The organism is Micromonospora psammae, assembly GCF_036902725.1.
In the GTDB taxonomy this organism is placed as follows: domain Bacteria; phylum Actinomycetota; class Actinomycetes; order Mycobacteriales; family Micromonosporaceae; genus Micromonospora.
Map to the genome: position 1 here is coordinate 1 of NZ_JBAKHM010000035.1, position 20,179 is coordinate 20,179.

At 71.1% G+C, this 20,179-nt stretch carries 20 protein-coding genes and 1 pseudogene; 10 read left to right on the forward strand and 11 right to left on the reverse strand.

Annotated elements, in window-relative coordinates; translation table 11 throughout:
• Positions 1-435 precede the first annotated feature (435 nt).
• From V6U79_RS27570 to V6U79_RS27595, 6 genes are all read left to right on the forward strand, one after another.
• Positions 436-717 carry a hypothetical protein gene (locus V6U79_RS27570; RefSeq protein WP_334530575.1) on the forward strand — a complete coding sequence of 94 codons (282 nt, stop codon included), beginning with the start codon at positions 436-438 and terminating at the stop codon, positions 715-717.
• 674 nt (positions 718-1,391) lie between these two features.
• Positions 1,392-1,736, forward strand: coding sequence for an ArsR/SmtB family transcription factor (locus V6U79_RS27575; RefSeq protein WP_334530572.1), 345 nt, complete (start codon positions 1,392-1,394; stop codon positions 1,734-1,736).
• Complete coding sequence (locus V6U79_RS27580) at positions 1,733-2,200, forward strand: SRPBCC family protein (protein WP_334616406.1); 468 nt, start codon at positions 1,733-1,735, stop codon at positions 2,198-2,200. Before V6U79_RS27575 ends, V6U79_RS27580 begins: the two co-directional genes overlap by 4 nt.
• Positions 2,201-2,210: 10 nt before the next feature.
• Complete coding sequence (locus V6U79_RS27585) at positions 2,211-2,624, forward strand: DUF6069 family protein (protein ID WP_334530566.1); 414 nt, start codon at positions 2,211-2,213, stop codon at positions 2,622-2,624.
• Between the two features lie 116 nt (positions 2,625-2,740).
• Positions 2,741-3,268 (forward strand): YfbM family protein, encoded by a 528-nt coding sequence (locus V6U79_RS27590; RefSeq protein ID WP_334530563.1) that lies wholly within the window; start codon positions 2,741-2,743, stop codon positions 3,266-3,268.
• Positions 3,269-3,634: 366 nt separating this feature from the next.
• Positions 3,635-4,030, forward strand: a complete 396-nt coding sequence (locus tag V6U79_RS27595) for a hypothetical protein (protein ID WP_334530560.1) — start codon at positions 3,635-3,637, stop codon at positions 4,028-4,030.
• Positions 4,031-4,176: 146 nt separating this feature from the next.
• On the opposite strand, the gene V6U79_RS27600 is transcribed toward V6U79_RS27595, so the two are convergent.
• A complete protein-coding gene (locus V6U79_RS27600) occupies positions 4,177-4,683 on the reverse strand; it encodes a hypothetical protein (RefSeq protein WP_334530557.1) in 507 nt (168 codons plus the stop codon).
• A 223-nt stretch (positions 4,684-4,906) separates the two neighbouring features.
• Entirely contained in the window at positions 4,907-5,869 is a 963-nt protein-coding gene (locus tag V6U79_RS27605; RefSeq protein ID WP_334530554.1) for a LysR family transcriptional regulator, read from the reverse strand.
• A 286-nt stretch (positions 5,870-6,155) separates the two neighbouring features.
• Between V6U79_RS27605 and V6U79_RS27610 the strand changes: the two genes are divergently transcribed.
• Positions 6,156-7,043, forward strand: a complete 888-nt coding sequence (locus V6U79_RS27610; protein WP_334616407.1) for a serine hydrolase — start codon at positions 6,156-6,158, stop codon at positions 7,041-7,043.
• A gap of 151 nt (positions 7,044-7,194) precedes the next feature.
• Positions 7,195-8,196, forward strand: coding sequence for an MBL fold metallo-hydrolase (locus V6U79_RS27615; protein WP_334616409.1), 1,002 nt, complete (start codon positions 7,195-7,197; stop codon positions 8,194-8,196).
• A gap of 105 nt (positions 8,197-8,301) precedes the next feature.
• On the opposite strand, the pseudogene V6U79_RS27620 reads toward V6U79_RS27615, so the two are convergent.
• Positions 8,302-8,475, reverse strand: a pseudogene (locus tag V6U79_RS27620) (golvesin C-terminal-like domain-containing protein); the annotation flags it as partial.
• A gap of 219 nt (positions 8,476-8,694) precedes the next feature.
• Between V6U79_RS27620 and V6U79_RS27625 the strand changes: the two are divergent.
• Positions 8,695-9,129: an NUDIX domain-containing protein gene (locus V6U79_RS27625; RefSeq protein WP_334616411.1), complete on the forward strand. Its 435-nt coding sequence runs from the start codon at positions 8,695-8,697 to the stop codon at positions 9,127-9,129.
• A 289-nt stretch (positions 9,130-9,418) separates the two neighbouring features.
• Here the strand turns inward: V6U79_RS27625 and V6U79_RS27630 are convergent, their stop codons facing one another.
• Positions 9,419-10,168 (reverse strand): SDR family oxidoreductase, encoded by a 750-nt coding sequence (locus V6U79_RS27630; protein WP_334616413.1) that lies wholly within the window; start codon positions 10,166-10,168, stop codon positions 9,419-9,421.
• A 102-nt stretch (positions 10,169-10,270) separates the two neighbouring features.
• On the opposite strand from V6U79_RS27630, the gene V6U79_RS27635 reads away from it, so the two are divergent.
• On the forward strand, positions 10,271-11,110 hold the full coding sequence (locus V6U79_RS27635; protein ID WP_334616415.1) for a helix-turn-helix transcriptional regulator: 840 nt from the start codon (positions 10,271-10,273) through the stop codon (positions 11,108-11,110).
• A 78-nt stretch (positions 11,111-11,188) separates the two neighbouring features.
• On the opposite strand, the gene V6U79_RS27640 is transcribed toward V6U79_RS27635, so the two are convergent.
• The 7 genes from V6U79_RS27640 to V6U79_RS27670 all read right to left on the reverse strand — a co-directional run bounded on the left by V6U79_RS27640 (position 11,189) and on the right by V6U79_RS27670 (position 19,701).
• A complete protein-coding gene (locus V6U79_RS27640) occupies positions 11,189-12,601 on the reverse strand; it encodes a GH1 family beta-glucosidase (RefSeq protein ID WP_334616417.1) in 1,413 nt (470 codons plus the stop codon).
• A gap of 65 nt (positions 12,602-12,666) precedes the next feature.
• Positions 12,667-13,674 carry an ABC transporter ATP-binding protein gene (locus tag V6U79_RS27645; RefSeq protein WP_334616420.1) on the reverse strand — a complete coding sequence of 336 codons (1,008 nt, stop codon included), beginning with the start codon at positions 13,672-13,674 and terminating at the stop codon, positions 12,667-12,669.
• 41 nt (positions 13,675-13,715) lie between these two features.
• Positions 13,716-14,762 (reverse strand): ABC transporter permease, encoded by a 1,047-nt coding sequence (locus tag V6U79_RS27650; protein ID WP_334616422.1) that lies wholly within the window; start codon positions 14,760-14,762, stop codon positions 13,716-13,718.
• A gap of 3 nt (positions 14,763-14,765) precedes the next feature.
• Entirely contained in the window at positions 14,766-15,746 is a 981-nt protein-coding gene (locus V6U79_RS27655; protein WP_334530531.1) for an ABC transporter permease, read from the reverse strand.
• Entirely contained in the window at positions 15,743-16,822 is a 1,080-nt protein-coding gene (locus tag V6U79_RS27660; protein ID WP_334530529.1) for an ABC transporter ATP-binding protein, read from the reverse strand. The genes V6U79_RS27655 and V6U79_RS27660 overlap by 4 nt, the downstream gene beginning before the upstream one ends.
• 80 nt (positions 16,823-16,902) lie before the next feature.
• Positions 16,903-18,579 (reverse strand): ABC transporter substrate-binding protein, encoded by a 1,677-nt coding sequence (locus tag V6U79_RS27665; protein ID WP_334616423.1) that lies wholly within the window; start codon positions 18,577-18,579, stop codon positions 16,903-16,905.
• A gap of 120 nt (positions 18,580-18,699) precedes the next feature.
• A complete protein-coding gene (locus V6U79_RS27670) occupies positions 18,700-19,701 on the reverse strand; it encodes a LacI family DNA-binding transcriptional regulator (protein WP_334616425.1) in 1,002 nt (333 codons plus the stop codon).
• Between the last annotated feature and the right edge of the window lie 478 nt (positions 19,702-20,179).

The following is a 20,179-nucleotide window of genomic DNA, read 5'->3' on the forward strand; positions in this document are numbered from 1 at the left end:
CCCGCTCTGATTCACACTCTGCGAACGGCGGCCCGACTGGTTCAGCGGGCCGCCGTTCGGCGTTTCATGCGCTCACCACGGCATCGCGAAAATCGTCTGATCGGCAAAAGGCCGGCCATCTCGCTGTGGAGCCAGCTCAGCATTGCCGGCGTGTTCTCTTCGGATCGATTCGGACCTCGGGCGCTAATCTGCCCAGGCCGACTGTCAGCTCGCCCAAGGCGCGCGCCTTTGACTCATGAACCAGACAGACGCAGACGTCGACCCTTATCGCTGACGAGCCGAATTCCGCATCGCCGTCGTCCTGACGGTTGAGGCACGTACGGTCGCGGTCCAGGTGGAGCACACCATGGTCGGACTCGACGCCTCGCCTCCTGATGACTGCCAGACAGCCGGGACCCGGGGTGCACGGCGTTACATCCTGAAGGGTTGATGACTATGACGACGACCTACTCGGGTCCTGCGAGGCTGATCCTGGCCGACGGCGCATGCATATCCGGCATGGCTTCCCTCAGTACCAACCAGCGCGGAGGACTCAACGGCTGGGGCGGCACGTTCCGCCCGGACGAGATCACGACAGACCTTCGCAACGCAGTCGAAGGGCTGCAATTGGAACTGCCCTACGATCGGATGGGGACAGTCGCCGTCACCGGCATCCGCAAGCTACTCGCCACGCAGGTGTTGATGTCGTTGGCAGGCCGCGGACCCGCACGATTCTGATCGTGCGCCGCACGGCCGCCGCTACATCGTCGCCGCGACGCGGTCACCCTGCTCTGACGCAGCGACGAGGTGCCCGGCGGCCTGGTCTACGGCGTGGCCGCGAGATTCGGCACGTATCCGTACACGCTGCTCTGGGAGCCGTTCATGACTCATCAGATTCCGGCAGATCACCCTGGCCGGGCTCGGGTTGCTCCTGGTCTGGGCGGCCGCGGCGGTCAGCGAGTCACGGTGGCACCGCGACGCAACGGCGCACACCACCTGACTCGGGGATAGCGGTTGGCGGACCGCGTCAGCAGCACGGGTGGCGGCCTATGCCAGGCCTCACCAACCCGGCTCAGGGCCGCCCCGTCCCGCGTCGAGGTACCACCGGCTCGACAGCCTGACCGCGCAACCAAGCCCATGATCGCATGCACGGATCTGCCGCTGACAAGGCGCGGCGTTGCCGCTCGCGATGCGGCTCCGGGAGCCGGCGCTGGTACCAGCCGAAGCACTGGGCCGGCAGTTGAGGATCCATCGCCGGTCGGCAGCCCGATGCGAGCCGGATCGGGAAGCAGGTCGGCGTCCTGCTTCGGGATCAGGGCCAAGGCAGTCGCGGCACCCGGCAGCGTGGCGAGCACGCCGTCCTGCTGTTGAGGATATTGAACTTGAAGGTTCAGAGTCGTAAGGTGAACCACATGGTTCATCAACATGTCCTGGACCGGGTGTTCGCCTCGCTGGCCGATCCGACCCGCCGAGGCATTCTGATCCGACTCGGCGACGGCCCGGCCACCATCGGCGAGCTCGCCGAGCCCGCCGGGATGAGCCTGACCGGTATGAAGAAGCACGTCCAGGTGCTCGAAGATGCCGGACTCGTCGTCACAGAGAAGGTCGGCCGGTCACGTCAGTGCCGCCTCGGCGTCGCGCCGCTGGACGAAGCGATGGCCTGGATCAGCTTCTACCAGCGGCTCTGGGCCCGCCGCCTCGACGGTCTCGACGCCTACCTCACCCTCCAGCCCGGCCCGAAGGGACAGAATTCATGACACTCGACATGCGGATGACGCGGCAACTGCCCGCGACACCGGAGGAGGTCTTCGACGCGTACACCGACGCCGAGAAGCAGAAGATCTGGTTCACCATCCTCGACGAGCAGCCCGGCATCGTCGAGATCGAGGTCGATCTGAGGGTCGGCGGACAGCAGACCGCGGTGTGGGGGCCCAGCCGCGACATGCTGTTCCGGGAGACGCAGACGTTCGTCGAGATCGATCGCCCGCACCGACTCGTCACCGAGTCCACCGGTGCCAGCCCGGACGGCATGACCATGACGACCCGCATCGAGGTCACCTTCGAAGAGAAGGACGGCGGCACCCTGATGACCGTCGTCCAGAGCGGCTTCCCCGTCCCCGAGATCCGTGACTTCTTCGTCAGCGAGGTGTGGGCCGGCGCGTTCGCCCGTATCGAGGCGTTCCTGGCCCGTCAACGCGGCACGGAGCCTGCTGATGTCTAGTTTCTCCCGGGTGGCGGTCGTCGCCCTCGGCGGCGCCACCGCCGTGGCGGTCAATCTCATCCTCTACGGCGCCGGGCGAGCAGCCGGCGGCACCTTCCAGTTCACCTCTTCCAACGGACCGGCCGAGGTCGACGCGCTCACCGTCGCTGGTTTCAGCGCGGTACCACTGCTGATCGGCCTTGCCGCAGTCGCTCTGCTGGCACCGCATGCTGCCTGGGTCATCCGGGCCGCCCTGGTCGTCGGCCCGGTACTGGCGGTCGGCGCGATCGTCCTGATGACCCTGCCCGCCGATTTCGACACCGCGAGCAAGCCGACACTGGCCCTCTGCCACCTGACACTCGTCCCGATTACCGTCGCCGCCGTGGTTGCCATCGGCCGACAGGCGGGGGCCACCCGTGCCACCGTGCGGGCTGAGCCGAGGTAATCACCTCCTGTAGTCGTGTTGGCTACGGGCGACGTCGCCCTGACGGCTGCTGACCTGTAAGGGCGATCGAGGTGGCGGTACGGTGTCGCCTGACGAAGGCCGCCGACCGCGTGACAGTGCCGGCGATCGAGAAGGGCCGCTGCGTGGGCATGGCATTGATCGGACGCCGCTTGTCGGGCGAGGAGTTGGCAGCGGTGCGCGCCGACCCGACGGCGGTCGACACGTTGCTGTACGGCGACCTCGACGACGATGAGACTGAGATGCCCGAGCCTGAGCTGGACCTAGACAAGTCGTGGCACGGCATCCACTACCTGCTCACCGGCACCGCCTGGCTGATCGGTGAGGGCGCCGGCGCTGCGGTCCTCGGCGGTGTCGAGATCGGACAGGATGGTGGCTACGGTCCACCCCGGCTGCTCGATGAGGACACCGTCCGCGCCGTCGCCACCGCGCTCGACGCACTGGATGCGGATACGCTGCGCGCCCGCTTCGACCCGGGCGCCATGGCGGCGGCTGACATCTACCCGAACATCTGGACCAACGGCACTGACGACCTCGACTACCTGATGTCGCACTTCACCGAATTGCGCCGCTTCTACCGCGCCGCAGCCGCGAACGGTCAGGCCGTGCTGGTGGCCCTCACCTGACGCAGCCGCCCGGTTGGCTGACCGCGCCGACCTGCGTCATCGCCGCTCAAGCGTTGGTGCTGTCGCGCTATGTTCGCCCCGAGGCGTCCGAGGGCAGCGCCAGATAGAGACGCACGCTCATGCCGCCGACCGCGCGTGCCGGCTCGGGCATTCATCACCCTGGTGCAGCCGTCGCGGTTGCCGCCGGTACCGTGGCGCCGGTGCACTGGGACGAACGTTGAGACGGCACTGCGGAATCCGCCGCACGCTGGACCGGAACGATCGCCAGCGCCTCGACGCGCCCGCCACGATCCCGAAGGTCGCCCCGAGGATCCGGATCGCGATGACGGAGTACCTCACCGCCTACACGTTCTGCAGTGACGTGCCATGATGCGGTCGTTGGTGCCGGTCGCCGTACTCGGCGCTCTGCTGTGGGGTGGCCGGGGAGCCGTACGGGCATGGCGGTCGCCCGGCGGCTGGGTCCGGCTCGCCCTGATCACCGCCTCCTGCACCCTGCTGCTGTACGTCTACGGCCTGTTCAGCAGGGTTGCCTACGATATCGGCGAGACGTGCGACTGGCTGGGCCAGCACTACGACACCGGCTATCGGGCCGAGCACTGGCGGGAGCCGGGCCGGTGGTTTCCGCTGCACAACCGGTGCAACGCCGGCTACGACCTGGTACCGACGTACGTCAATCCGTCGCTCGTTGTCCTCGCCGTCCTCACCCTCGGCTGTGCCGTCATGGCGGTGACCCTGACCGTCACCGGTCGACGCCGGCGCTGAGCGGGCCCACCGTGGCGCGCATCTGGCCGCCGATCGGGCGTCACGGTTCGTTGCGAGTGGTTGGGCAGCGACACCTGGCCCTGTCGAGACGAGTGCGCCGTGGTGAGCGTGGCCCGGTAGGAGATACCGGACGCTGATCAGATGGGTCAGTAGCCCGGCTCGCCGCCAGCGGCGAGCCGGGCCGCTGCCTCGGCGGGGGTGTCGTCGTAGCCGGGCCGGGCCAAGAGCACCGATTGGAAGAAGTGGCCCTGCTGCTCGTCCGGGTCGTCGTCCGCGGCGAATGGCCGCCATAGCGCGAGGTACAGCTCCCGCGCGGTGAACCCGTCGTCGCCCTCGTTCGGCACGAGGTCGACGTGGCGACGTAGCCGCTCCACGACCTTCAGCGCGGGCAGCCCGAAGACATCGACATCGCGGTACCGCACCAGGTCCCGCTCCTGTGGACGCCACACCTCGATCGCGATGACCCGGCCCCGTGTTGGTCCGACCCCGAATCCCACGCTGAACCCCAGCCCGCTCGACAGGTGCACGGCCAGCTCGCCGTGGGCGGTCGGCGTCAGCCGGCCGAGGGTTTCGAGCGCCCCGCGGGCCTCGTCGATCGTCATCCCGAGCGACAGCGGGCCTACCCCGCGAGGTGGATCGAGTACCAACTCCATTCGCTGATCATGGCAGCTCGCTCGTGGGCGTAAGCGATCGGGCCAGTGCCCGGCAGCGCTTCCGTAGGTCGCGGCGCACTCGATTGTCGCCGGTCGTGCGGCGCCGGGCGTCGGGGCTGCGGTCGTTCTCCATCCCGCCGATGTTCCGCTCGCAGGCAGATGCCGGTGTCGCATGTCGATCTCACGGTGTCCGCCTGGTTGGGCCTGTCCGACGACGCAGCTCTCAACCCTGGCCGGCCTCGAAGAGCACCGGCCAGGCGCGGGCGGCCGGCGCGATCGCCGCGGGCCCGGGCGGCGGCTCGGCGTGGGCCAGCACCTCGGCGGCGAACTGCCCGAACATCGGCGCGGCTGGGTGCGGCGACCGGTTCGGCCAGGCCGCCGAGGTGCGCTTCACCAGTGGCTGCCCGGCCACCGGCCGCCAGGCGATCCGCGGCTCGCGCCGGGCCAGCGCCTCCGGCTCGACGGCCACCGCCCCGCCGGCCAGCACCAGTCCGAAGAGGAACTCCGGGTTGCGGGCGTACCGGACCCGGCCGGGCGTGAAGCCGTGCCACCGGCAGACGGCCAGGAGGTGCTCGTGCCAGCCGGGTGCCGTCGCGGGCGGCGCGGCGATCAGATCCAGCCCCGCCAGTTCGGCCAGGTCGACCTGCCGGGCCCGGGCCAGCGGCGCCGACCGCGGCAGCAGCACCCCCAGCGGTACCTCCACCGCCGGGCCGAAGCGCAGCCCCGCCTCGTCCGTCGGGTGGTGCAGCAGGCCCGCGTCGAGCTGCCCCTCGGCGAGCATCCGGACCTGTTCGGCGCTGGCCAGCTCGTGCAGGTCGACCTCCAGCCCGGGCGCCTCGGTGGCGAACCGGTCCAGCAGCGCGCGCAGGGTCACCGCCGGCGTCTCCGGCGGTACGCCCGCCCGCAGGACACCCAGCGCGCCCTCGCGTACCTGGTGGATGACGTTGCGTAGCCGCTGCTCGGCGGCGAGCAGCTCGTCGGCCTCGCCGAGCAGGAGCTGGCCGGCGGTGGTCAGCCGGACCTGCCGCCGGGACCGGTCGAAGAGCTCGACGCGCAGTTCCCGCTCCAGCCGCTGGATCGATTGGCTCAGCGGCGGCTGCGCCATGCCCAGCTCCTCGGCCGCCCGCCCGAAGTGCAGCTCCCGCGCGACCACCACGAAGTGCCGCAGCTGCCGTAGCAGATCCACCCCCGCACCCTATGCGCAAGCCGATCATGTGGCGGCCACACCGCCGGACCCTGTCCCACCCCGGGCGGCACCTGCGAACTGGGCATGCAGAACTGCCAGGTGTTCGACCTGCCGTCCGTCACCGGCCTGCTGCCGACCTGGCCGTCCCGCCCCAGTGCGGTCCCTGGCCGGCCGTCCTGACGCTCCTCGTCGTTCTCGGCGTGCTCATCGCCCTCCTGCTGTGGCGCTGGTTGCGCCGGACCTGGCGGCCCGTGGCGCGAGGCGGCGGCGGGATTAGCGTGGGGAGGTGGATGTGGGGGAGCGGGTCGGGAAGATCTTCGAGCGGGTGGCGGTTCGGGGGAACCTGCACGTGGTGAAGGTGAACGGCGAGGACGAGCGGGAGGTGGGGGTTCGGGCGGACGAGCAGGTGGTGATCGCCTCGGTCTTCAAGATCCTGTTGGCGTTGGAGTTCGCCCGGCAGGTCGCCGCCGGCCAGCTCGACCCTGCCGAGCGGGTGCTGGTGCGGGCCGACGACCGGCTCGGCGGGTGGGGGATCGCTGGCTGCGCCGACGACGCCGAGGTCTCCCTGCGCGACCTCGCCTACTTTGCCATGTCGGTCAGCGACAACACCGCCGCCGACCTGCTGCTGCGCCGGGTCGGCCCGGACGTGGTGCCGATGCTCGCCGCCGAGCTGGGGCTGCCGCGTACCCGGATCGTGGGCGGCCCACGGCAACTGGTGGAGACGATGCTCGCCGACGTCGGCGCCCGCACCGAGGCGGACTTCGCCCGGATCTTCCCCACACTGCCAATGGAGCGGGTCCGGGCGATGAGGATCTTCGACCCGGCGCACACCAGCTCCAGCACGGCCCGGGAGCTGACCCGGCTGCTCTGCCTGATCTGGCGGGACGAGGCCGGGCCGGCCGCCGCCTGCACCATGGTGCGGGAGCTGATGGGCCGACAGCTGTTCTGGACCCGGCTCGCCTCCGGCTTCCGACCCACGGTGCGGGTCGCCGCAAAGAGCGGCACCCTGCCGGGTCTGCACCTGGAGGCCGGCGTGGTCGAGTACCCCGACGGCGGCCGGTACGCGATCGCGGTCTCCGCTCGCACCGAACGGCTCGACACCCGGCGGATCGACGTCGACCTGGCGATCGGCGAAGCGGCCCGGGTAGCCGTGGAGGCGCTGCGCGCCGACTGAGTTTTTGGCCGGGCGAGGCCGCCGGCAGCGGCCGTGCGCTGGAGCGATATGCGAACGGATATCGCCGGGGCGGCTCCTTGATCTTGGACGTGGGCCTCGTCCCGGTGGTGGGGTGGGCGTACCGATCACCGAGCTTCACGGAAGGACCACCATGCCCGAACACCGCACCTCCGGCATCGACCGTCGCCGCCTGCTCCGGCAAGCCGCGGTCGGCACCGCCGCCGTCTCCGTGGGCGGGGTCACCGCCGCCGCGTGGGCCGCGCCGGCCCAGGCCGCCACGCCGGCCACCGCGCCCGGCGGCGTCACCACTGGCCGTCGCCGTGGCGCGGTCAGTTTCCGCTGGTGGGGCACGTCCGGCTGGCGCATCGACATCGGCGACCGAACCGTCCTGGTCGACCCGTACCTGAGCCGCTTCGGCACCGGCCTGTTCACCGGCGCTTTCCAGCCGGAGACGCCGCTGAAGGTGCGGACCGACGTCATCGACTCCCACCTGGACCGGGCGGAGAACGTGCTGGTCACCCACACCCACTGGGACCACTTCAACGACGTCCCATACATCGCCGGGCGGACCGGTGCCCGGGTCTTCGGCACCCTCACGGCCTACCACCTCGGCCTGGCGTACGGGGTGCCGGCCACGCAGCTCAGCCCGGTCAGGGGCGGGGAGGTGCTGGACTTCGGCGACTACACCGTCGAGGTGGTCAGTTCGCTGCACAGCCGCAACGGCGGGTACTCGATGGCCTTCCCAGGCGTGCGGTTCACCCGGCCGCCGAAGCCGGCCACCATCGCGGACCTGCCCGAGGGCGACACGCTGGCGTACCAGATCCGGATCGCCGGCGGGCCGGCGGTGTTCTTCATGGGGGCGAGCGACTTCACCGAGCGGAACCTCGTGGGCCTGGCCCCCGACGTGGCGATGGTGGCCTCGGCCGCGACCGCTTCGACCGCCGACTACGTGCCCCGGCTGATGGCGGCCCTGGACTACCCGAAGGTCGTGGTGCCGGTGCACTGGGACAACTTCGAGACGGACCTGACCAACCCGCCGACGGTGGCGCCGAACGACCGCCAGCGCCTCGACGACCTCATCGCAGCGGTTCGTGAGGTGTCGCCGCGCAGCCGGGTGCTGGTGCCCGAGTACCTCACCGCGTACCACTTCTGAGCCGACGGCGGAGGGGCCCGGGCCACCGGCTCGGTCCCGTCCACCGAGCGCGGGCGCGGGTGATGCTTGCGCCCGTGGGCGGGCGGGCGACGTGTCGGACGTTGCTCAGACCCGGGTGATGCGTACGGCGTCGGCGACCACGTAACCCGTCCCCGAGACCCACCGGCTCACGCCGACCAGGTTGGCGTCCCCCGCGGCGAGGGGGAAGGTGCCCAACGAACGCCACGTCCCGCCGTTGCTCCGCTGGTCCACGTACACGCTCTTGTTGCCTGTCGAGGTCACGGGACATAGTTGACGCTCACGTCCCCTGATGCCCGACATGATCCTCAAAGGGCGCTGCGGAAGCCTTCACCCCACGACACGGGCGCGCATCGCGGCATGGCCGAACCGCCGGCGATGGGCTGCCACGCCCCGTAGCGATCGGATCGCGGGTCCGGACGCCTGGGTGTCCCCTTTGGCTGGAGCGAGCTTGTCCAATCCCTGTGCTCTAATCCCGCCATGCATGTCGTCGTCACAGGCGCACTCGTTGAAAACGGCGCGGTCCTGCTAGTACACCGCAGCCCGACCAAACGGGCATACCCAGATCTCTGGGATCTGCCCGGGGGACATGTCGAAGCGGGTGAGTCAGAACTACAAGCCCTCGCGCGTGAGATGCACGAGGAGCTCGGTGTTCACATTGTGGCGGAGTCCGCTTCACGGTTGGGCGACTGGCATGCCGGCAGTGGTGAGGACGCCGTTCACGTGGGCGTCTGGCAAATTGGAGACTGGGTTGGCTCTCCCACCAACCGTGCACCTGACGAGCATGACGACATCGCCTGGGTCGGGATCAGCGAGCTGGGCGGCCTTCCCCTCGTGCATGGCGACTTGGCGGCAATGGTTCGTTCTCTGCCTGAGCCTGAGTGCGCCCGCAGGCACTCAGATGTCACCGACTGACACCAGGACGACCGAGGAATTAAGGCTGACTGTCGTGCATGTGCTGGGACGGATTCGTCAAGCATGTGGTGGGACAAGACAGGCGCGCTGCCTGCGCTGCCCGGAGGGGCGACGCACACCGTCCGAGCTAGCGGAGCGGCATTCGGGCGACGACTTGCCACTCGTACATCCGCCGGTCTCGGTGCATCTCGATCAGGTCGACCTGCCTGATCGTAACGGCGGCGGGCTTGGGAACGACGGACCGCACAGCCTGAACGTAGGGCTCGGCTGGGCCATCGGTGGCTAGTCGTCACCAGGGCAACACCCCGTACCCGCCGCCGGCGTCCGTCTGAAACCCCCACAGATGGCCGCTCGGCCCGTGCGCCGGCAGCGTCGCCAGGTGCACGCTGACCTCCGCGCCCTGCTCGGAGGTGCGAAAACCGGAGTTGCCGTTCATGTCGGTCGCGCAGTAGCCGGGGTTGGCCGCGTTCACCTTGATCGGGGTGTTCCGCAACTCCTTGGCGTACATGGCGGTGACCATGTTCAGCGCCGCCTTCGACGTCGGGTACGGGATCGAGGTCAGCGGGAACAGGGCATCCTGCGGGTCGGTCATCACCGCGATCGAGCCGACCTCGCTGGAGACGTTGACGATCCGGGCCGCCGGTGCCTCGCGCAGCAGCGGCAGCAGCGCGTTGGTCATCGCCACCACGCCGAACACGTTCGTCTCGTACACCTCGCGCAGGGTGGCGAGGTTGGTCTCGCTGGGCAGCGTCAGGCCGTCGGCTCCCACGATCCCGGCGTTGTTGACCAGCACGTCGAGGTGGCCGTACTCCTCCTCGACGAACTTGGCCGCGGCGGCGACCGACTGCTCGTCGGTGACCTCCAGCGGCACGAAGCGGGCGTCCGCGCCGCCGTCGCGCAGCGTCCGCTCGGCCTTGCGGCCCCGCGTGGCGTCCCGCGCGCCGACCAGCACGGTCCATCCCAGCGCGCCGAGCTGCCGGGCGGTGGCCAGGCCGATTCCCTTGTTGGCCCCGGTGATCAGGGCGATCGTCGTCGTCATGCCGTCGAGCCTGCCGCCGGCGCCGCCCCGCCGGGAGAGGCCCGCCGAGGCTGGTATCGGGGGTACCACCCTCGCCGGGCGCGGCTACGGCAAGCTGGGGGCATGACGATGCTGCGGCGCGGCGAACTCGCCGCCTTCCTGCGCAGCCGCCGAGCCCGGCTGCGTCCCACCGAGGTCGGCCTCCCCGAGGGGGTACGCCGCCGCACGCCCGGGCTGCGCCGGCAGGAGGTCGCCCAGCTCGCCGGCATGTCGATCGACTACTACATCCGGCTGGAACAGGGGCGCGGACCGCAGCCGTCCGGGCAGATCCTCGCCGCGCTGGCCCGGGCACTGCTGCTCACCCGGGACGAGCGGACGTACCTGTTCCGGATCACCCGCGGGGAGTGCCCGCCGGATTCCACCGGGCCGAGCCGGGAGGTCACGCCGGGGCTGCGGCACCTGCTCGACGCCATGACGGAGAGCCCGGCCTACCTGGTCGACGCAGCCTACGAGGTGCTCGCCTGGAACCGGCTGGCCACCTGGTTCGTCGGCGAGTTGTCGGCGGTGCCGGCCGACGAGCGGAACATGATCCGCCGGATGTTCCGCCGGGCGGTGCCCCGGTCGCACTGGGACGACCCGGAGACGCTTCGCTTCGCCCGTACCTCGATCGCGGACCTGCGGGCCGCGTACGGCCGCTACCCGGCCGACCCGAGGATCACCGGGCTGGTCACCGAGCTGCTCGGGGTGTCACCCCGGTTCGCCGCGCTCTGGGCCGAGCACGACGTCGGCGAGCGCCGCCCGACCGTCAAGCGGATCGCCCACCCGGAGTTGGGGCCGCTGGAATTCGAGTGCCGGGTACTGCACGTCCCGGAGACCGACCAGCGGCTGATCATCTACGTCGCCGAGCCGGGCTCGGCGACCCGGGAGGCCTTCCGTCGGATCGCCGAGCGCGTCGCCTCCTGAGGAGATCAGGCGTGCGCCACGCCGAGCGCGGGTGCGGCGGCCGACCGGGGAACCCCGGACGGCCGCCGCGTTGCCGGCTCAGCGCTCCCCGCGGACCCGCCGGACGGTGTCGCGGTACCACAGCGCGCTGCGCTTCGGCGTCCGCTGCTGGGTGGCGTAGTCGACCCGGACGATGCCGAACCGCTTGTCGTAGCCGTACGCCCACTCGAAGTTGTCCAGCAGGGACCAGGCGAAGTAGCCGCGCACGTCGGCCCCGGCCAGCCGGGCCCGGGCCACCGCGCGCAGGTGCTCGGCCAGGTACTCCACCCGGTCGTCGTCGGCGACGAAGCCCTCGGCGTCGGGCTGGTCGTCGAAGGCCGCGCCGTTCTCGGTGATCACCATCGGCACGCCCGGGTAGTCCTTGCTGAGCCGCACCAGCAGCTCGGTGAAGGACTCCGGCACGATCTCCCAGTCCATCGCGGTGCGCGGCAGGTCCCGCCGCACCACCCGCTGCACCGGTCGGCCCTCGTCGTCGCGCTCCCGGCCCTGCTCGTCGACGCCGGAGAAGAGCTGCCCGAAGTAGAAGTTGACCCCGAGCACGTCGATCGGGGTGGAGATCACCTCGAGGTCGCCCTCCTCGACGGGGATGCGCACCCCCTCGCGGGCCAGATCGGCCACCACGTCCTCCGGGTACCGGCCGTGGAACAGCGGGTCCAGGTAGAGCCGGTTGCCCAGCCCGTCGGCGGCCCGGGCGGCGTCCCGGTCGGCCGGGCTGTCGGTGGCCGGGTCGGCGGTGGCCAGGTTCACGGTGATGCCCAGGTCCACCGGACCCGGGGCGGCCGCCCGCAGCCGCTGGGTCGCCAGTCCGTGCCCGAGCAGCAGGTGGTGCACGGCGGAGATCGCGTCGCCCAGGTTGCGCCGGCCCGGCGCGTGCGCGCCGTAGGCGTAGCCGAGCATCGCCGAGCACCACGGCTCGTTCAGCGTGGTCCAGGTCTTCACCCGGTCGCCGAGGGCGTCGAAGACCAGCTCCGCGTAGTCGGCGAACCGGTAGGCGGTGTCCCGGACCGGCCAGCCGCCGGCGTCCTCCAGCTCCTGCGGCAGGTCCCAGTGGTAGAGGGTGACCCAGGGGTCGACGCCGCGGCCGAGCAGCTCGTCGACGAGGCGGTCGTAGAAGGCCAACCCGGCCGGGTTGGCCGGCCCGCGCCCGCCGGGCTGCACCCGCGGCCAGGCCACCGAGAAGCGGTACGTGTCCAGGCCCAGGTCGGCGATGAGGGCGACGTCCTGCGGCATCCGGTGGTAGTGGTCGCAGGCCACGTCGCCCGTGTCGGCGTTGGCGACCGCGCCGGGCACCCGACAGAAGGTGTCCCAGATCGACGGTGTCCGGCCGTCCTCGGCGACGGCGCCCTCGATCTGGTACGACGACGTCGCCACCCCCCACCGGAACGTCGGCGGCAGGGTGTCGATCGGGTCGGCCTGCCCGGTCGTCGTCGGTCGGGTGAGGTCGCTGTCCATGGTTCTCCTCGCGGTTGCGGGTGGATCGGGTACGCGGGTGGGCGCCGGGCCGGTCGGACCGCGGCTCACCGGGGGACCGCCTGCTCGGCGGGGTGCAGCCAGCAGGCCACGGTCCGGCCCGGGTCGTGGTCGGCGGGCGGGCCGAGCGGTGGCAGGCGGCTGTCGCAGGGGTCGAAGGCGCGGGGGCAGCGCGGGTGGAAGGCGCAGCCGGTCGGCATCGCCCGCAGGTCCGGCGGTGAGCCGGGGATGCCGGTCAACTCCCGGCGTGGGCCGCGCAACGCCGGGAACGAGTGCAGCAGCCCGTCGGTGTACGGGTGCAGGGCGTGGCGGTACAGCTGTCCGGCCGGCGCCTCCTCGATGATCCGGCCGCCGTACATGATGGCGATGCGGTCGGAGAACTCCACCAGCAACGACAGGTCGTGGGTGATGAACAGCACCGCGAAGCCGAGCCGCTCACGCAGCTCGGCGAGCTGGCCGAGGATCTGCCGCTGCATCACCACGTCCAGGGCGGTGGTGGGCTCGTCCATGATGACGACCTGCGGCTCCAGCGCCAGCGCCATCGCGATCATGACGCGCTGCCGCATGCCGCCGGAGAGCTGGTGGGGGTAGCTGTCCAGCCGGTCGGCGGCGATGCCGACCAGCCGCAGCAGGTCCCGGGCCCGGGCCAGCCGGGCCGCCGGCGTGGTCCGCGGCTCGTGCGCCCGGATGACGTCGATCAGCTGGGTGGAGACCCGGTGCACCGGGTTGAGCGAGTTCATCGCCCCCTGGAACACGATCGACGTCTCGGCCCAGCGGAACGCCCGCAGCTGGGCCGGGGTCAGCGCCAGCACGTCGACCGGCGGACCGTCGGCCGGGTGGTAGATCACCTCGCCGCCACTGATCACCCCCGGCGGGGGGAGCAGCCGGGTCAGCCCGTACGCCAGGGTGGACTTGCCGCTGCCGCTCTCCCCGGCCAGGCCCAGCACCTCGCCGCGGTGCAGGGTGAGGTCCACGTCGCGGACCGCGTGCACCGCCTCGTCGCCCAACCCGTAGTCCACCCGGAGCTTGCGGATCTCCAGCACCGGCTCGCTCATCGGAACCTTTCCTGCACTCGCGACCGTCGCGCTGCTCGCGCTCACCGGGCGACCTCCTTCTGTTGCGGGGCGACCGGTTCCGGGCGCGGCCCGGGGGTCGCCGCGGGCCGCGCCAGCACGGGGGTGAACCCGACCCGCATCCGCACGACCTGGCCGTTGGCGGCCCGGACCCGGGTCCGGCCGGCGCTGCGCAGCCGAGGGCTGACGAACTCGTCGATGCCGAAATTGATCAGCGCCAGGGCGGTGCCCAGCAGGGCGATGGCCAGCCCGGCCGGCACGAACCACCACCAGGCGCCCTGGGCGAGCGCCTGCTGGCTCTGCGCCCAGAACAGGATAGTGCCCCAGTTCCACGGCGAGATGGACGAGATGCCGATGAAGGCCAGGGTGATCTCCGACATGACCGCGAAGATGACCGTGCCGACGAAGCCGGAGGCGATGATCGCGGTCAGGTTCGGCAGGACCTCGAACACGATGATCCGCCAGGTGGTCTCGCCGGTGGCCCGGGCCGCCTCCACGTAGTCGCGCCGACGCAGCGACAGCGTCTGCGCGCGCAGCACCCGGGCGCCCCACGCCCACGAGGTGAGGCCGATGACCAGCGCGACGACCAGGTCGCCGGCGTCGGTGACGGTGGACGTGACGATGATGATCAGCGGCAGCGCCGGGATCACCAGGAACACGTTGGACAGCGCGGAGAGCCCGTCGTCGTAGAACCCGCCGAGGTAGCCGGCGGTCACCCCGACCAGGACGGAGAGCACGGTGGCCACCACCCCGGCGGTGAGGCCGACCAGCATCACCCCCCGGGTGCCGACCAGGATCTGGCTGAACACGTCCTGACCGAGGTGGGTGGTGCCGAACCAGTGCTGCGCCGAGGGCGGCTGGAGCAGGTCGGCGCTGCGGGCGTCCGGGTCGTACGGGGCGATCCACGGCCCGATAACCGCGAGCAGCGCGTACAGCGCGACCACGGCCAGGCCGGTCGCGGCCTTGGCGTTGGCGACGAAGCGCCACCGCCGGCGTCGCGCGGCGGCGGGCTGCGCCATCGCGCCCTGCTTCGGGATGACCTGTTCGATGCTGGAGGTGGGGATGCTCACGACTCAGCCCTCCTTGCGGGTACGTGGGTCGAGCGCCAGGTACGCCAGGTCGGCCAGCAGGTTCGCCACCAGCACCGAGAGGGTGATGACCAGGAAGATGCCCTGCATCAGCGGGTAGTCCTTGGCGCTGACGGCCCGGAAGAGCAGGAAGCCCAGCCCCGGGTAGGAGAAGACGATCTCCACCAGCAGGGTGCCGCCGACGATGAAGCCCAGCGACAGCGCGAAGCCGGCCACGTTCGGCAGCAGCGCGTTGCGGGCGGCGTAGCTCAGCGCCACCCGCCGTTCCGGCAGGCCCTTGGCGTGCGCCACGGTGATGTAGTCCTCCGCGGCGACGGTCACCATCATGTTGCGCATGCTGAGGATCCAGCCGCTCATCGACGAGACCAGGATGGTCGCGGCGGGCAGCAGGCTGTGCTGCACGGCGCTGCCCAGGAAGATGGTGTCCAGCGCCGGGACCAGGCCCGGCTCGTACCCGCCGGAGGAGGGGAAGAAGCTGCCGGGCCCGGCGAGCAGGGCGATCGCGACGAGACCCAACCAGAAGTACGGCACCGAGGAGAGGAACGTGGTGGCCGGCAGCAGACCGTCCAGCCAGGAGCCGCGCCGCCAGCCGGCCAGCACGCCCAGGCCGGTGCCGAGGGCGAAGCTGACCAGGGTGGTGATCCCGACCAGGGCGAGGGTCCACGGCAGCGCGTCGGCGATCACCTCCGAGACCGGCGCGGGGAACGCGGTGAACGACAGCCCCAGGTCGCCGCGGAGCAGCTGCGCCCAGTAGTCGACGTACTGGTCCCAGAGGCTCTCGTCGGAGTCGATGCCGAAGAGCACGTAGAGCGAGTTGATCGCGTCGGTGCTGAGCTGGCCCTGGTAGCGGGAGATCAGCGACTTGACCGGGTCGCCCGGGATCAGCCGGGGGATGAAGAAGTTGATGGTCAGCGCCGCCCACGCGGTGAACAGGTAGAAGGCCGCCCGACGCAGCAGGTAGATCATCGCTCCACCGCCACGACGTCCTCGGCCGCGGTGGTCTGCGGGTCGTAGAGCCAGCAGGCCGCCCAGTGGCCGGGCCGGTCACCGACCTCCAGCCGCCCCGGCAGTTCGGTGGCGCAGCGGGGCATCGCCGCCGGGCAGCGCGGGTGGAAGCGGCAGCCGGCCGGTGGCCGGATCAGGCTCGGCGGCTCCCCGTCCCCCCGGTCCCGATCCTCGTCGCGGGCCTCGCCGGTGAGCCGTTCCGGGTCGGGCGCCGAGGCGATCAGCAGCCGGGTGTACGGGTGCGCTGGGTGCTGGGTGACGGTCTCGCTGTCGCCCCCCTCGACCAGGCGTCCCGCGTACATCACCAGGGTCTCGTCGGCGAAGTAGCGGGCCGAGGCGATGTCGTGGGTGATGTAGAGGATGGCCAGGTGCAGCCGTTCCTTCAGGTCGCGGAGCAGGTTGAGCACGCCGAGCCGGATGGAGACGTCGAGCATGGAGACCGGCTCGTCGGCGAGCAGCACCTGCGGGTCGGCGCCGAGGGCCCGGGCGATAGCGACCCGCTGCCGCTGCCCGCCGGAGAGCTCGTGCGGGAACTTGTCCAGGTACCGCTCGGGCGGGGTGAGTGAGACCCGCTCCAGCAGGCGGGCCAGGGCCGCGTCGAGCTCGGCGGCGCCGCGGCCGGCGTTGCCGTGGATGCGCAGCGCCCGGGTCAGGTGGTACCGCACGGTGTGCACCGGGTTCAGCGACGCGAACGGGTCCTGGAAGATCAGCTGCACCCGGCGGGCGTACGCCCGGAAGGGCCGCCCGCCGTGGACGGTGACCGGCTCGCCGTGCAGGCGGACGGTGCCGGCGGTGCGGGGGTAGAGCTGCGCGAGCAACCGGGCCACCGTCGACTTGCCGGAGCCGGATTCGCCGACCAGGGCGGTGACCCGGCCACGGCGCAGGGTGAGGTGGACGTCGTCGACCGCGCGCACGGCCGGCCGGGTGCCGGAGAAGAGGCCACGCAGCCGCCTGCGGACGGGGAAGTGCTTGGTCAGGCCGACCGCCTCCAGCACCTCCTCGCCGACGGCCGGCGCGTCCGGGGTGGACGGTGTCATGCCGGTTTCCTGTCTGCTCGGATGGGTGGTCGCCGGGGCCCGGGCGGCGGCGTGCTCGCCGCCGCCCGGGCCGCAGCGGGTCAGGAGCCGGCGGGCCGCAGGTGCAGCACGACGTCGGCGGCGTTCGGCTGGGTCGGCTGGGCCGCGCCGTAGGCGTTCGCGTCGTCCGGCCAGCCGGTCCAGTTCTTGGTGCTGTAGGCGGCGCCGACGTTGTCCGCGCCGACCGGGATCATCGGCATCTGCTCGACGAAGACCTTCTGCAGGGTGGCCAGGGCCGCGGTCCGCGCCGCGTCGTCGGTGGCGTTGGCGTACGCGACCAGAGCGGCGGTGGCCTGCGGGTTGTTGAAGCGGCCGAAGTTGCCGGCCGGGGAGGCCTTGCCGATCGGCTTGAGCAGCCGGCCGTCCATCACCGTCTGGTAGATGTCGTACGGGGTGGCGCCGCCGTTGGTCCACCGGAAGGTGGCGTCGAACTTGCCCTCCTCCACGTTGCGGAACCAGGCGTCCTGGTTGGCCTTGTCGACGGTGGCGGTGATGCCGATCTTCGACAGGTTGTCCTTCACGATCTCCAGGCTGGTCTGGTAGTCCGACCAGCCGGCGGGGTCGGTCAGGGTGAGGGTGACCGGCTTGCCGGTCGGGTCGAGCAGGGTGTTGCCGGAGTACTTGAACCCGGCATCGGTCAGGGTCTTCTTCGCCCCGTCCACGTCGACCCGGTGCTCCTGCCCCTTGAACTCCGGGGAGATGAACGCGTCACCGGCCGGGCTGGGCAGGCCGGTCACGCTGCGCACGAGGGGGTGGAAGTAGCCCGCCTCGGCCTGCTGGAAGATGTCCTCCCGGTTGATCACCATGTTCATCGCCCGGCGCAGCGCCGGGTTGTCGAACGGCTTCTTGGTGGTGTTGACGTAGAGGCCGTGGATGCCGAGCACCGCCGGCGCCCAGATCTTGTGGTGGGCCGGGTCCTTGCCGATGAAGACGGTCTTGACGTTGGGGATGAAGACGAAGCTCCACTCGGACTCGCCGTTGGCCAGGGCGGTGGTCTGCGCGTTGTTGTCGGTGTAGGAGGTGTAGCGCAGCTCCTTGACCTTCGGCAGTTCCTGCCAGTAGCCGCCGGTGCGCACCGAGAGGGTGCTGGTCTGCGGGGTGAACGACTTGAGCGTGTAGGCCCCGCTACCGATCGGGTTCTTGTTGATGTCGGTGGCCGGATCCTTGATCGCCGACCAGATGTGCTTCGGCACGATCGGGACCTGCGCGATGATCTTCTGCTGGTTGACGAACTGCGGGGAGTCGAAGGTGAGGGTCACCTCGTTGCCGCTGCTCGACACCGACTTGTACGGCGTCGCGAACTGGTTCAGGCCCTCGTTCTCCTTGACCAGGTTGTAGGTGAACGCGACGTCCTCGGCGGTGACCGGCTTTCCGTCCGACCAGGTGGCGTTGTCGCGGATGGTCACCTTGACCGAGGTGTAGTCGGGGCTCCACTCGGCCTTGGTGGCCAGCCACGGCTTGAACGGCTCGGCCGGCTTGACCGGGTTCCACATCATCAGCGGCTCGTAGATCTGCCAGCGGTAGCCCAGCGACGATGCCGCGGAGGTGGTGAGGAACGGGTTGTGGTTCTCCGTCTGCGGGCCGTTGGGCATGCCGACGTTGAGCACGGTGGCGCCGCTGCCCTTGGTGTCCCGGGCCCGGGTGTTGGCGGTCTCGCCGCAGCCGGTCAGGGCCACCGCGCCGGCCAGCGCGACGGCGACGAACTGTCGTCTTCTCATGGTGATCTCCCTCGGTGCTCCCGTGTCCGGGAGCGGGGTGGTGGTGGGTGGAGAGGGTGTGCGATGCCGCCGCCGGTCGGCGGGTGTGCCGGCCGGCGTCGGCGGATGGTGCGCAGCGGGTCAGGTGGTGCCGGTCGAGGCGCGGACGGTGAGGGTGGTGGGGATGACGGTGGGGGCGTCGGGCAGGGGCGCGCCGTCGAAGTGGCCGATGAGCGCGCGGGCGGCCGCCGCTCCCATCTGCCGCAGCGGCTGGCGTACGGAGGTCAGCGGTGGGTGGGTGTGCGAGGCCAGTGGCAGGTCGTCGAAGCCGACGACCGCCACGTCGTGCGGCACCCGGCGGCCGGCGTCGCGGAGCGCCTGCAGCGCCCCGGCGGCGGAGAGGTCGTTGTGGGCGAAGACGGCGTCGAACGGCACGTCGTCGGCGAGCAGCCGCTGCACCGCCGCGCGCCCGCAGTCGAAGGTGAAGTCGCCCTCCACCACCAGGGCCGCGTCGACCGGCTGTCCGGCGTCGGCGTAGCCGCCGAGGAAGCCGGCCAGCCGGGCGTGGGTGCAACCGAAGCGTCGCGGCCCGGTGACGACGAGCGGGCGTCGCCGGCCCAGGTCCAGCAGGTGGGTGGCGGCGGCGTGGGCGCCGGCCTCGTTGGTGGTCTGCACCGAGGGGAAGCGGGGCTGGTGGCCGCGGTCGTCGACGAGGATGACCGGCAGGCCCCGCTCGTGCAGGGCGGTGATGTGGTCGAGGGTGCCCTCCGGCTCGACCACCAGCAGCCCGTCGAAGGATCGGGCGGAGACCTGGGAGGTGAACCGCCGCATCGACTCGTCACCCCGGTCGCAGGTGAACAGCAGCAGGCCGTACCCCGCGGCCTCGACGACGTCGACCACGCCCTGCAGCACCTCGCCCGTCCATGGCCAGGTGAGGGCGGGCACCAGCATGCCGACCACGCGGGTCCGGCCGCGGGCCAGCCCGACGGCGCGGGCGCTCGGCACGTAGCCCAGGTCGGTGATGACCCCGCGGACCCGGTCCGCCGTGCCAGCCCGGACCTCGCCCTTGCCGTTGAGCACGCGGGAGACGGTCGTCTTGCTCACTCCCGCCCGGGCGGCGACGTCGGCGATGGTGATCGGCACGTGACGACTCCCGGGTGACTGGAGGGGCTTCGGAACCGGTTGCGGAAGCGGTTCCGTCGCAGTCAACCGAAGTGAGCCCGGTCACGTCAATAACGGCCAGGTAACGAAACATGACTAATTTCAAGAGGTTAAAGAAGCGGGCGGGATCGAAACCGGTCGTGCACGGCCGGTTGGTGACCGACCGTGTGCTGCAGGCTGTGCGGACGGCGCAGGGGTGTCCAGGGGCGGACTGCCGATGGTGTTCCGGGCCGGCGCGTCGGCGGGGTGTGGCTCGAGGTCGTTTGCCGTCGGGTGGCCGTGGACGAGCGGCCGGGCGGGTGCGGTGGTCGACGCGGGTGCCCGACGATCAGCAGGCGATTGCGGACCTGATCGGTGGGGTCAGCGCGAAGGTGTCAACCGAGGTCGTACGGATCCCGAGCAGCTATCGCCTCAGCCTCCGACAACCCAAGGCGGCTGGCGACCCGTCGCCGTATGCGGA